This is a genomic window from Acinetobacter sp. YH12235 (assembly GCF_013417705.1).
Classification (GTDB): domain Bacteria; phylum Pseudomonadota; class Gammaproteobacteria; order Pseudomonadales; family Moraxellaceae; genus Acinetobacter.
In genome coordinates this window covers 1-13388 of sequence record NZ_VPDL01000041.1, presented here as the reverse complement: position 1 = coordinate 13388, position 13388 = coordinate 1, and the positions used below count along the sequence as shown (strand labels likewise).

Genomic DNA, 13388 nt, shown 5'->3' with positions numbered 1-13388 from the left:
TCGCAAGAGATGCGATGGATGTCTGGTGATTTGTAGTCATAAATTTTAGTCCCCACTTGTTTTTAAGTGGGGACTAAATTAAGGCTTATAGGATGAATTCATAAGGTGTGTTCAGCGGACGCTTACGTTAAAAAGGGTATTAAACATGATTAAAAAAATTGGAAAAAGTCCAGTTAATAAAACATATGCGGTTGTAACTAGGTTAGATCAGCCATATATCAATTGGACAGGTGACCAAATTGATATCGATGGCATATTGGAAGATAGGGAGAAAAAGCCTGTAATTTTTAGTGAGGGTTTGTGGTTGGAAATACATGAATTGCCACACATATTCGTTGGTTACATGACGCTATGTAGGTATCTACATCTTAAATGCATTGGAATGGATGAGTTAGTTGTACAGCTTTATGGAAAGAAAGAACCCACGAATGAAGAAAAAGAACAGCTTATTGAAATCAGATATTGTTAGGTGGTACGAAATGGATAAATTTAAAAAACTACAAATGTATTGCATTGCGATTAGCCAATTTGGCGATATGCGCATACATTCAACTGATATGTATCTCATATGTGCTTCAACATTAAAGGAGCTGTGTTTTGATGAGAAACTGAAGTTGAATAAAAATAGAACTGTTCAGGAATTAGATAAGCATCATCCTTTGGGTGGATATTTTTGGTTACTAAATGGCGGGCGACAAATATACCAGCTTGGCGAGAATATGCTGGATGTGTATGACGCTTTATGTTTGCTTGGATTGATTGGGAAATTTACCAATCTTTTTGGTAATCAAAAGTTAACTGATAAGGAGAGAGAATATATTAAGAAATTTACAGCGATATGATTTTTTAAAACTTTTAACCGCCTTCGGGTGGTTTTTTTGTTTACTTTAATTTTGGAAATTTGCCGTATATACGAAAAATTAAAATAAAATGATTTACATATTTTTTAATAATAATCAACATATTATATTTTTAATTCTTGTATTAGACATTTGATAACTTCACAGTTACCACAGTTACCACAGTTACCACAGTTACCACAGTTACCACAGTTACCACAGTTACCACAGTTACCAGAAGTTAGATGAAGGTGACAATACTCACATGGGAATAAATCATAGAAGTTGATAGTTGAATAGAAGTGATAGAAAGTAAGTTTGTCTCAATAAATACATATGTAAAAGTTCATAAGACCTTTAGGTGGTCAATGTAAGTAAGTTAATTAAATTTACAGGAAGATCTTTCATAGGTATAAAAGCGGAGCAACCATTAAATTAGTTATAAGGAGGGGAGCCCTCCTTATTGTTTTTAGAACGTTTTACGATTTTTCTCATTTACATCCTTTTGTCTGCACTTCTCTTTTAAGGCTGTATCCTTTATTTCTTCGTCCATGAAATACAATCCACATTCCTGATCAGCTATCCAGAAATTTGCATCCCAAAACTTATATTCATCAAATTCACCGTGAATTTGAGGGCCGTATTTTTCATTTTTATCTGTTTTTGATCTAAACCCAAACATTGTTAAATGAACTTGGTTTCTCACGGAAGATGGAAAAATCGTTTCTGCTGCCCGTATCATATTGAAAAAGTTACCCGAGGTCTTTTCTGTAAATGATTTAACAGAGGTGAGATATGTATCAATCCAGATCAGTAAACTACCCCGTGGTACTGTATCATATACATTGGATTCTGCTATTTCACGGTACGGGTTTAGTGATAATCCATAAAAGTGTAGATTTTTATCCTGTTTTAGGAATGGAACAACATTACTTTCAACATCTTTAAGTGATGCCGCAGCAGCCATATAAACAATATTCTTATAGTTCAGGGTTGGCTTCCTGATCAGGATATTATTTGCCACCATAGTTCCCATACTATGCCCAATCAGCGTGATTTCCGGTGTTGAAGGTGAACTGTCTACCTGATCTAGGAATTTATGTAATGCTGTTTTTGAATTTTCATTTTTAGCAAATGCCGAATCTTTAGAAATTAAAAGCTCTGTCCGGCGTGAAAGTGAATTCCACGTTCCCCGACCAAAACCGTCTACAAATGGCGCAGTGCCAAACTTGACTGGATTGGCGTAACCCACAATGTCTTTGTAAGTTAGTCCTCTAACGTGACCAGAAGCATTCACATTGAATTCTTTGGCTGCGAAAAGGCGATCTAAAGCATCGCCATAAGCTTTTTCTTCACCTGTTTGTCTACGAATCGGTAGAGTGAATTGAGTCATGCCAGCATCTATAGTAGCTCTAGGGGCGTTCGCTACACTACGAGCTACATCCTCAACTAGGATAAAAGGCGAAGTTAACGGCCCAACAATTTTTCGCCTTTCCCCTCCACGGACAAAGAACAGATGATCAAGATAATTGGTAAAAGGGCCAGCTTGCCATCCGATCACCAGGATGTAACTGTCTTTGTCCTGATCATAGTATTTGAGAATCTGGTTGGCTTTTTTTGTCGCATTCTGGTAGGTATTCAGGCCACCATGAATAAAGATTGTGAGTTTATTCGTTGAAGAATTTTCAAAGGTTTTTAAAATCTCATTTACATAATCATCTTCGTTTTTAATTACCTTTTTAGTATAGGGGTCAATTAAATCACCGTTCTTATCAATATAAATGAGATGCTGTTTTAATTCATTTTTGCTGGCCATTGTTTTCGGTGTTTTTGCTTTGTTCTGTAATGGCGTTAAAGAACATGCTCCTAAAAATAATGATATCGATACAAGTATAATATTTCTCATTTTCATATTATTATTTCCTTTATGGATGTTCATTATTAAATTTATATAGTGTTGATCTTTTGTTGAATTTATTTTTTTAATCAATAGTTAAATAATATTATCCTAAATTATTAAGTAATTTTTGAATAATCATATTCCTCCCCAGTTTCTTTAAAAAGTATAATTATTAATATATATTTTAAATTTATTGAGAATAAACATACCACTACTTTAAATGTAAAAAATGATAAAAATAGTGATTAACGTTGAGCTAAGTTTCACTTCAACCAAAGTATCAACATGTGAAATACTTCAATTGTCATAATTGCAAGGGGAATTGTTAAAATAACCATTTATATAGTAAATTTGGCATAATATGTCTAGAATTTCAAGATATTTACTAATAGGATTTTTATGGCATATGCGAAACATACAAGATAATCAATGTTTCGCATAATGGGGTAGTTTTACAAAAGCTTCAAATTAGTAAAGAGCTATCCTTTAACATAATTGCTAAGAATGAAAAACCTACAAGATAGATTCTTTCTGCCTTAGTTAAGTCAGATTTTCCAAAATATAAATGACGCAACTCTTCATAAGATTCATCCTCATTTAAAAAATCATACAGGTCTAACAGATCTACTCCGATATAGCTTATGAATGGTCCATAATCGGTACTTACATGAGCATATAATCCATCAGTCTGGAGTTGGAAGTAATCTTCTGGTTGTAAACTATATTCAAAAGGCTCGTCTACTTCGCAGTAATCACCATATAGGTCACTACAAGTGCAGTCGCTATGCCACTCTTCCCATTGTTCTTGAACTTTAGCTGCATGTTTTAATGCCCAATCTTTCACTTCACAAGAATAAAACTGATATTCAATAGGTGGTTGATAGTAACCTTTAACCGTAATCTGTTCGACAATCTCATCAATAAATTCTTGGCACCATTTATTAACCAAATCTTGCGATTTCTGTGTCATAAGATCAATATTAATATCTAATTGCTCCAAATCCCTGTTGTTTTAAAGAATTAAAAGCATTTTGGATTTTTGCAAATTTTCTCATTAGAGTTCCTAGTACGTATTATTCTTTAATTTTTAATGCTTTTTCATGTTTTGTAAATATAAAAATATTGAAAATCATTAGGTTAGGTCTTTTGTATATTTTATTTTTTTAAGATTATTTACTGTTATAAAGAATAAAAGAACTGACGCTATTTTTTGTGTTTTTAATAATAAAAAAGCATTTTTAGGGAAATAGGGAATAAAAAAAATAGATCCAAAAAGCGTGAATATTTTAGGTGTTTTAAATGTCTATTCTATAATCAAATTGAAGTAAGGGGTAGTGATTCAGTGACCTAAAACAACCTCCCGTATGATCATTTTTTCATTTTTCTGCACCAAAACAATTGTCAAAATTTTGAAACATGTATTTTTCTGGTTTTTAAGTAACCGAAAAATTTCATGGCTAATTTTTATCAGCATCCTAGCAAGCAATTTCAATCTACTCTACCTGCTGATTTGGAAATGCTCCAGAAAAGTGGAAACCCTTTAGATATTAAAAGAGGAAAGTTATCCAACAAAACAGATTATGAAACCGTGTCAGATAAGCGTAAATCAGGCAGTAGTTTCAAGTACAGGTTGCTAGAAATAATTCAAAGAGAAATTAAAAAGTTTGACCCTGTGCATGGCAGTGTTAGGTGTGGAAAAGCTGTAATACCAAAACATGCAAATGTTGAAATTCAATATCGGACTGACACGAAAAAAGTGACATATAGCAAAATAGAGGAATGCAGGAAGTGCTGGGTATGTCCAACCTGTGTCGCTCGATTGGGTGCACAGAAAAAGGCTGAACTAATAGAGCTTCAAAAGGTCATCAATGACTTAGGTTTGCATGCTTATATGATGACATTAACAATTCCACATTCCTTAAGAGATCGTTTAATCGATCTACTTGAAAAGCTAAAGGTAGCTCAGGGAAAATTTATAGATGGAATGCGATCAGGAAAGTTGAGGAACATCTTTTCTAAAGTTGGTCATATCACGGTACTTGAAGTCACTTATTCTGAAAAATCGGGGTGGCATCCACACCTGCATATTCTGGTTATTTCAGAGCAGTTCTATACTGCCAAGGAATTGATCAATATTGAGAAAGATTTATATAAAGCATGGTCTGCAAAGTGTAAGCTCAGTGGAATTAAAACTCCTAATCGGAAGTACGGTGTCAAATTGCAGAACTGTGCTTCTGATACAGATAAGTTAGACACCAAGGTCATTAACTACTTAATAAAACATCGGTTGGTAAAAGAGAAAAGTAGTACAAAATTACACGAAGATATTGCCCACGGCGCAGGTCTAACGATCTGGGATATTGCACAGTTGGCATCCGATAAAAATAAGCATACTGCCAGAAAATATGGATTCATTCTGCAAGAGTATACGGTTGCAATGGTGAACAAAAACTTTGTGCGATGGTCAGATCTGTTAACTGACTTTCTGATGGATAAAGGGTATGACTTCAAGAATGCAGAAGTGCAAAAAATTAAAAAAAGGGAACAAAAAAAAGAGAATTTGAATAAAACGCTTCGTATTTTGCAGATTACTAAATCTTTATGGCAAAGGATTTGTAAAGCCTCTTATGCGATACGGCGCCAACTTCTCCGTACTATAGCACTGGATATCCAGTATTTAGGGCTTGATTGTCGTATATACCCGAGAACTGACCGACTGCTAAAATATATTCAACAATCCAAACTCTTTGATTAGTTGTTGTTAATCAATTAAAAGTTGAATTATCAAGCCCATGATTTACTAGAATTGTTGGTGTGAGTAAGGCAGAATTCACAGCTATAAATTCTAAGTTTGTCGTATATACAAAAATGAGGGAAGTTAAGTGTTAAACACGGCACGTAATGACAGGGGTATTCAAGATAACTTATACAAATTGCAGATTGATATATATGACACTCAAGGACTTTCACAAGCATTTCACAATATTCTGAAAGCCAATATAACATTCATCAATAAACTAAATGACTTTAAACAGTTTATCGATTGTTTAAGTGGAGATCCCTGTTTCAAATTATGGGTAAGGGAAACAGAAGAAGCCTTAGAACATTCTGTGCAATATGTACGTGATTATGCATACTGAGCCATAACAGAAGAGCAATTCATAATTGGACATCACGTACTTTCAAAAAGAATTCTGGATCTGACATGTCGTATATACGAAGAACATTGGGAGTATGATGTATCGCAAGAAACAGATCAGCAGTTTGATGACCTGATGCCGCCGTATCTGGGACAAAGAAAGTAAAGCCTGGCTGTCATAAGCTAGAGTATGGAAAAAAGTTCATCCGAAGAATGAATTGGTGGGATTTAAATAAATACAGTTAAGCATGGTAATGCGAGATAAATATTTCTTGTGTTGTAAAAGGGTTTTAGTGAATTAAGTATTCGTGAAGTAATAGGTAATAAAAAGTGGATTTGCAAGAACTGCAGCTGAAATTTGAAGTAGATCGCATTGAGCTGTTTTTAGAAAATTTGGAAGATGCCGAACTTGAATGGTTTTGGCAAGCAATCAACGATATACACAATGTATTTCCAAATATCGATATTTATCATGCAGGTAGTGGTAAATATGGTTATTTAGGATTTGGCATCAAACCCATTTTGACAAGCAGGGTAAAAGATTTTCTCTTAGTGAGTCACTTAGGAAATAATGAAGATGGTAAATTTTATTTTAAACTTGAAGTTATTCAGGCTTTAGCTGACTTTATTACAGAATTTGATTCGAAGTTTGCTTTGAATTTTTCTTATAAAAACTTAGCTAATGAAAAATTTGTAGATTGGTTATATAAGTTAAAAGAATATGCTATTCAATTTGGAATGACACTAGATGGGCAGGGTTTATTGCCTTTAGATTATCAAAATCAGAGTTTAAACGCTGCCCAAGCAGTAGAGTATCTTAAAGAAAGATATCCTAGTACATATTCAGGAACAGTTCATATAGCAGCATTTAAAACACCTTTGGGAAGAGAATTGGCTTTAGATCCAAAATCTAAAACACCGATTATTTTTTGTGATCACCAACCACCAGAAGAAATCAAATTATTAATTAAGAAAGAATATTCAGAAACAGCTCCTAGACACCATCACCTTGCCACACATGCAAAAACATTACAGGTAGGCAATAAAATATTTTCTGTGCTTATTAGCAATTTGAATGAGCTTGAAAATTTTTGTGAGTGGTATGAACAAACTGGCGACCAGATCACGGCGCTGGAGCGTAAAATTAAGGCTTTCTTGGAATTATGGCCTGTAGAACGTCTTAAAAATTTAACAGTGGAAGAATATCATCAAGCTAAAAGCAAAGAATGTTTTATTGCCCAGATTGATACTTTTGATCCAACGCAGGGGGATCCTACCTTTTCTTGTTATTTTGAATTCTGGGAGCCTGTTAGCTTAGGGGATAATGAAAAATATCATAATCAACGACCATATTCGTGGAATAAACGGCTTGGTAATACTCAAGAGCAGGCATTCCAGAAGATCAAACAGGAAATACTTGATATTGTAGATGCTGCTCAGCGTCGTGATTTAAACGCAATTGACCAGATTCAGTTCACTAAAGGACTGAAATGGATGATTGCATTTTTATATCAAGATTTTAATGACCCTTTCATTATTCCCATTGTAAGTAAGGTAAATACCAAACGAATTGGTTATGAACACCTGTATCCGAAATTACCACTTCCAGAATTTTTACCTATTTTATTGGCTGATCAAGGTGAACAAGCGTTTTTCCCATATGTGGAAAAACTTTTTGCACTGGTCAGGAAAGGCTATTTGGATAACAAACAAAAGAAACAGCGAACGAAAGAATTAGTGGACGAAGTAATCATGCAACAATCTTTAAACCGTATTTTATTTGGCGCAGCGGGTACAGGTAAAACCTATCATACAATTAACCACGCATTATCGATTATTGAAAATAAGCCGTTAGATGTCTTGGAATCAGAAGATCGTAAAGCACTAAAAGAGCGTTTTGATCAATATAAGAAAAAAGGTCAGATCAAGTTTGTAACTTTTCATCAAAGTTTTAGCTATGAAGACTTTATTGAAGGAATTCGGGCTGAAACAGATGAAGATGGTAATCTAAAATATCCAGTGAAAGCAGGGGTATTTAAAGAAATTGTTGAACTGGCGAAGGGTAATGTTCATTCTAATATTGAGAGTGAAATAGATCTATCCAATAAAAAAATTTGGAAAATGTCTTTAGGCCGCGCTGGAATTGAAGATGATTTATATCGTTCATGTTTAGATAATGATGTCATTCTTTTAGGCTGGGGAGATGCGATTAATTTCAGTCACTGTGATGATATCCAGTCAGTAAAAAATCAATTACAGGAGTCCCACTACTCTAAAGATAGTGAAGATACAGCTGCTGGTTATGTAAATACCTTTAAAAATAAAATTAAAAATGGTGATTTAGTCATTATCACTGATGGCAATCTAAAATTCAGAGCTATTGCAGAGGTGACTGGTGAATATGAATATGATGAGAATCAAGAATTTGGATATCATCAACTGAGAAAAGTTAAATGGCTAAAAACATTTTCTCCAAGTTTGAAAAATGAGGATTATTTTAAGAAAATTTTCTCGCAATCGACTGTATATAATTTAGAAAATGCCGTTGATAAATCTAAGTTAACTGCGCTGCTTCAACCTGAAGCATTGCTTTCAACTAATTTAGTTAATAAATATATTTTAATTATTGATGAAATCAACCGAGGTAATATTTCTCGTATCTTTGGTGAGCTGATTACCCTAATTGAAGATTCCAAACGTGAAGGAGCAGAAGAAGCTCTTTCTGTGACACTACCATATTCTAAAGAAGAATTTTCTATACCTGATAATGTCTACATCATTGGTACAATGAATTCATCAGACAGGTCTCTAACAGGCTTAGATATAGCTTTGCGCCGTCGGTTTAAGTTTATTGAAATGCCACCAAAACCAGAACTTTTAAATGAAGTCATTGTTAATGGATTAAATATTGGAAAGTTGCTAGAAGTCATCAACCAACGTATTGAAGTGCTGTTAGACCGTGACCATTGTATTGGCCATGCCAACTTCATGAGTCTGGAAAAACAACAGACTTTAGAAACTTTATCTTCAATTTTTAAACAAAAAATTATTCCTCAACTGCAAGAATACTTCTTTGATGACTGGTCGAAGATCAATATGGTGCTCAACGCAAATGGCATGCTTCAACCTAAAGCAATAGTGCGTTCGACCTTGTTTCCGAACGTTAATACCGAATCTGAGAGTTTTATTGAGGAGCAGCAAACGTGGGAGCTAGTAGAATCTGCATTTGATTCAATCGATAGTTTTGCCAAGATTATCAAGCATTAATCGGAGAGATTCATGCCTGATTTTACAGTACGAGAATATGCCTTCATCAGCATTGCTTATGAAGGTTGCCCCAAGTCTAGTTTGGATTATGCTTATATACCGGAAAAAGCATTTGAGTACTTGTGTGAGCTCTCAGCATCATTTTCTAAACATGGTGCAAAAGTCTTCGAGCTGGCAGGTCGCAGGAAGTTGAAGCTTGATCAATACGTAGGTGTTATTGAAACACCGTGTGGTACTCGTATTGAAGTTCTTCCCAAGCATATTGAGCTGAACGGCGTGGATGATCAGGAGATAATTCAGCAGGAACGTAAACTGCTTCAGAAAATGCTCAGTATATCCTTGCACTTACCTTTTAGAGAGACGGGTGCCGCTAATCTAAATCGATTCAGGCAACCATTACATGAGTGGATTATTTCTCAGTTTCTATCCTCATTTGAACGTTTGGTTCAGCGTGGTTTACGTTTTGACTATAACCGAATACAAGAGGAACAAAAGTTTTTACGTGGGCAATTACAGCATGTGAAATACATGCGACAACCACCCACCAAGAAGCATATTTTTCCGATTGAACATGATGTCTATGAAATTAATCGTCCTGAGAATCGTCTTATTCGCACAGCATTGGAAGTGGTCTGTAAAAAGACCAAAGATGCGAGTAATTGGAAACTTGCTCAAGAACTAAGGTTGATGACGAATGAAATTCCGCGTAGTCAAAAGATACAGCAAGACTTTAGACAATGGCAGTCAGGGCGCTTGCTTGTGCTCTATGCAGAGATTCAGCCATGGACTGAACTTATTCTTGGAGAATATATGCCTGTGTCCACAAAGGGTGAATGGTGTGGTATGAGCTTACTGTTTCCAATGGAAAAGCTTTTTGAATACTACGTGGCTTATCATCTGCGCCGTAATTTACCTGATTGTAAGGTGAGTACACAGCATGCTACCGAGCATATCTGTGAACAACAAAAGAGCAAGGTATTCAAACTCAAGCCAGATATTTTAATAGAGCGATCTAAGGCTAAAAGTATTGTAATGGATACCAAGTGGAAGCTGATTGATCAAACTGATCCTAGTGGACGTTATGGCTTAAAGGACAGTGATATTCAGCAGATGTTTGCTTATAGTCATTACTACTTGAATCATAAAAGTGAAGTGATCTTGGTTTACCCATATCGAGCAGATAAATTCACTCAACCATTAGATGATTTTGAGTTTAGGAAAACCAAAGGTGCAAGGCTGAGAGTGGTGCCTTTTAACCTTGATGAACCGAATAATTTTAAAATTTCTTGGATGTAGCTTGTATTGTTAAGTACAAGATTTTGCATTTAACCGCTCAAAATTATTTATTGAGTGCAGATTTGAGTACTTAATAGGAGCTTCATAGAAATTTGGTTAATAAAGGTAAATGGCATATCTTTAAAGGAGCTTATTGATGCTTTAAACCTTAAATGAAATTTAAACATAGTGATAATCCAGCTTATATTGCCGAAGTGCTTGGTCAGCGTTTAAAACGAGCACGGTTGAATCGAGACATGACACAAGTAGAAGTTGCAGACAGAGCTTGGGTTTCAAAAAGGACTGTGCTAAAAGCGGAGAAAGGAGATGTACGATTAGCTGATTTGATTGCCATTTTACGGGCTTTAGAAATACTTGATGAGCTCGATTCATTTTTGCCTGAGCCTCCTCTATCACCAATCCAACTTTTGAAACTACGTGGTAAAATACGTCAACGTGCATCAGGCAAGAGCGAAAAATCTAAAAATGAAAGTCATCAATCTTTAGATTGGTAGTATGGATTCCATAAAGAATCAGGACTCGAATACTGAAAACTAAGATATAAATACAAGACTGAGAAAGATTTTTTCCAATTGTGGTGGCGAATTAGCTCTGGTATTACTGTTTTGCTTTCTACTTTAATAGCTATAAGTTGTTGACTTTACTTACTGTAAAAGAATTCTACTTTAGGTATTTGTTTTGGGTGAGAAAGATTTTTTCCAATTGTGGTGGTGAATTAGCTCTGGTATTACTGTTTTTATTTCTACTTTAATAGCTATAAGTTGTTGATTTTATTTACTGTAAAAGAATTCTACTTTAGGTATTTGTTTTGGGTGAGAAAGATTTTTTCTAATTGTGGTGGCAAATTAACTCTGGTATTACTGTCTTAATTTCTACTTTAATAACTATAAGTTGTTGATTCTATTTACTGTAAAAGAATTCTACTTTAGATATTTTGTTTTGGGTGAGAAAGATTTTTTCCAATTGTGGAGTCGAATTAACCTTGGTATTACCGTTTTGATTTCTACTTTAATGACTATAAGTTATTGATTCTATTCACTGTAAAAGAATTCTACTTTAGGTATTTGTTTTGGGTGAGAAAGATTTTTTCCAATACCATCCATCTTATCTTGCCGAAGTATTTGGTCAGCGCTTTGAACGTACCGGTTGAATAGGGATATAACACAGTAAAAGTTGCCGACCGAGCATGGGTTTCGCAAAGGACTGTTTTAAAAGTAGAGATGTGATATTTGACTGGCCATGACCTAATTGCTATTTCCGAGCTTTGGAAATGCTGAATTAAAATGATTCATTTTTGCCTTGGCCACCCTTATCTCTATTCAACCCCCAAAGTTGCTGGGAAAGATAAGGGAAAGCGCCTCAGGCAATAATAAAATTAAAACTAAGGAAGCCAATTCTAAATCAGATTGGTAATATTAAAACCCAGATAAAGATTCAGGCATTAACAACTTAAAATTTCTTTTAATTTTATTAATATCATAATTGAAATTACCTTCATCAATGTTGTTTTGAATCCACACAAAAATGGCATCCATATTGTGATATCTTCTGCTAACACCTAAGTAATCACTAATACCAATCCCTGGTTGAATGTTGAGCTCCTTAATTAGTTGTTTACCTAAATCTTTGGCCTGTTGAGAGAGTATTAAAGAAGGATTAATCATATTATTAATTCCTATTTTTATAAGGTAATTTATATTAACCCGCTTAAAAGCATTATGCAGCACTCCAAAAGTGTGTTTGCAAACTTATAGGTGTTTTTTGAGGGTTTTATAACGATTTTACCTGATTAACTAATTTTTTTGATTAAAAATTAAACATATCTACCGTTACACGATAAAAAACTGAAAATATATGTACGTTACACTATAAAAAATAGGGTGTTACACTATAAAAGATATGTACGTTACACTATAAAAAATGATGCGTTACACCATAAAAAGGGCAGCGTTACACTATAATTGGCATTTCGTTACACTATAAAAATACGTGTGTTACACTATAATCGCCAGATCGTTACACTATAAAAAATGGATAAAATTTCTGTACTTTGGATTATCTTTAGAATAAAAAATATAGATCTCCCTTATATTTATTATTTATATTGTATTTTTGAAAATTAGAATAAAATCTGATTTTTAAGAATTAAAAATATGTGTGGTTGTAATAAGGAAAAGTTAATAATTGAAAAATATCTAAGGTTTGAAGCTGGTAAATTATTTTGTAATCTAGATTTTGGTGTTGAATTAAAAAACAAAGAATTAAAAAGGATTTTAAATAAATTTATCCTATCGGGTGAAGTACATACCATATTATCAAAAGTTTATTATAAAGTTGAAAGGAATAAATTAAACCAATTTAAAAATAAACCTTTATCACCTGATATTGCTGCTGTACTGCAAACCTTGTCTAGAGCCACGGCGCTCAGGTTTCAGGAACATGGTGGCATAGCGGCAAACCGTCTAGGATTAAGTATGCAGGTGCCGCTTATTCATGTTTTCTATACAACGGGAAGATCTAGGGAAATTAAACTTTATGGGCAAACTGTTCGCTTAATTCGCACCCGTTGTCTGGATGTTTTTCAGTATGCGCATGAGCCAGCCGGCTGGGCTATTTCAGCACTATATTTTTTGGGTCCTCAAATTGTTGATCCGGCAGTAATAGAAAAACTAAAGGACTCATTAGGAGAGGAGGATTTTCAAAAATTTTTAGAAGCTAAAAAGTCGGGATGGATGAAGAACTTGATTTTAGAAGTAGAAAAAACTGCTTTATAACATTAAAGTTGATTTATTCTTAGATTTTTAATATCAATAACTTCAATTAGGGTCTGTTGAGAATTACCGAGAGTTAATTAAACTCGCGCACAATTGAATCATGGCTTCAAAACTCGTATCTGTTTTACAACTACGCATCGCTATACGTTTAAATTCTTTTAACTTACAGAAAT

10 protein-coding genes are annotated in these 13388 nt (G+C 34.2%); 7 read left to right on the top strand and 3 right to left on the bottom strand.

All coding sequences use genetic code 11. The features are described from left to right. The first annotated feature begins 145 nt into the window (after nucleotides 1-145). Nucleotides 146-469 (top strand): hypothetical protein, encoded by a 324-nt coding sequence (locus FTV13_RS14800; protein ID WP_180012464.1) that lies wholly within the window; start codon nucleotides 146-148, stop codon nucleotides 467-469. 10 nt (nucleotides 470-479) lie between these two features. After that, nucleotides 480-842: a hypothetical protein gene (locus tag FTV13_RS14795; RefSeq protein ID WP_180012462.1), complete on the top strand. Its 363-nt coding sequence runs from the start codon at nucleotides 480-482 to the stop codon at nucleotides 840-842. A gap of 466 nt (nucleotides 843-1308) precedes the next feature. Here FTV13_RS14795 and FTV13_RS14790 read toward each other — a convergent pair whose 3' ends face one another. Both FTV13_RS14790 and FTV13_RS14785 read right to left on the bottom strand, forming a co-directional pair. Next, nucleotides 1309-2751 (bottom strand): alpha/beta hydrolase, encoded by a 1443-nt coding sequence (locus FTV13_RS14790; protein ID WP_257218532.1) that lies wholly within the window; start codon nucleotides 2749-2751, stop codon nucleotides 1309-1311. Between the two features lie 451 nt (nucleotides 2752-3202). Beyond that, nucleotides 3203-3739 (bottom strand): hypothetical protein, encoded by a 537-nt coding sequence (locus FTV13_RS14785; protein WP_180012459.1) that lies wholly within the window; start codon nucleotides 3737-3739, stop codon nucleotides 3203-3205. 453 nt (nucleotides 3740-4192) lie between these two features. Here FTV13_RS14785 and FTV13_RS14780 point away from each other — a divergent pair, with 453 nt between their 5' ends. The 4 genes from FTV13_RS14780 (at nucleotide 4193) to FTV13_RS14765 (ending at nucleotide 10935) form a co-directional block, all read left to right on the top strand. Then, a complete protein-coding gene (locus FTV13_RS14780; RefSeq protein WP_180012457.1) occupies nucleotides 4193-5494 on the top strand; it encodes a protein rep in 1302 nt (433 codons plus the stop codon). A gap of 1515 nt (nucleotides 5495-7009) precedes the next feature. Further along, complete coding sequence (locus FTV13_RS14775; RefSeq protein ID WP_218946476.1) at nucleotides 7010-9145, top strand: AAA family ATPase; 2136 nt, start codon at nucleotides 7010-7012, stop codon at nucleotides 9143-9145. Between the two features lie 12 nt (nucleotides 9146-9157). After that, nucleotides 9158-10441 (top strand): McrC family protein, encoded by a 1284-nt coding sequence (locus FTV13_RS14770; RefSeq protein WP_180012455.1) that lies wholly within the window; start codon nucleotides 9158-9160, stop codon nucleotides 10439-10441. Between the two features lie 152 nt (nucleotides 10442-10593). Continuing rightward, nucleotides 10594-10935, top strand: coding sequence for a helix-turn-helix domain-containing protein (locus tag FTV13_RS14765; RefSeq protein ID WP_180012453.1), 342 nt, complete (start codon nucleotides 10594-10596; stop codon nucleotides 10933-10935). A 921-nt stretch (nucleotides 10936-11856) separates the two neighbouring features. Here FTV13_RS14765 and FTV13_RS14760 read toward each other — a convergent pair. Further along, nucleotides 11857-12105, bottom strand: coding sequence for a hypothetical protein (locus tag FTV13_RS14760; RefSeq protein ID WP_180012451.1), 249 nt, complete (start codon nucleotides 12103-12105; stop codon nucleotides 11857-11859). Between the two features lie 489 nt (nucleotides 12106-12594). Between FTV13_RS14760 and FTV13_RS14755 the strand changes: the two genes are divergently transcribed. Continuing rightward, nucleotides 12595-13215, top strand: a complete 621-nt coding sequence (locus tag FTV13_RS14755; RefSeq protein WP_180012450.1) for a DUF6088 family protein — start codon at nucleotides 12595-12597, stop codon at nucleotides 13213-13215. The last annotated feature ends 173 nt before the right edge of the window (nucleotides 13216-13388 follow it).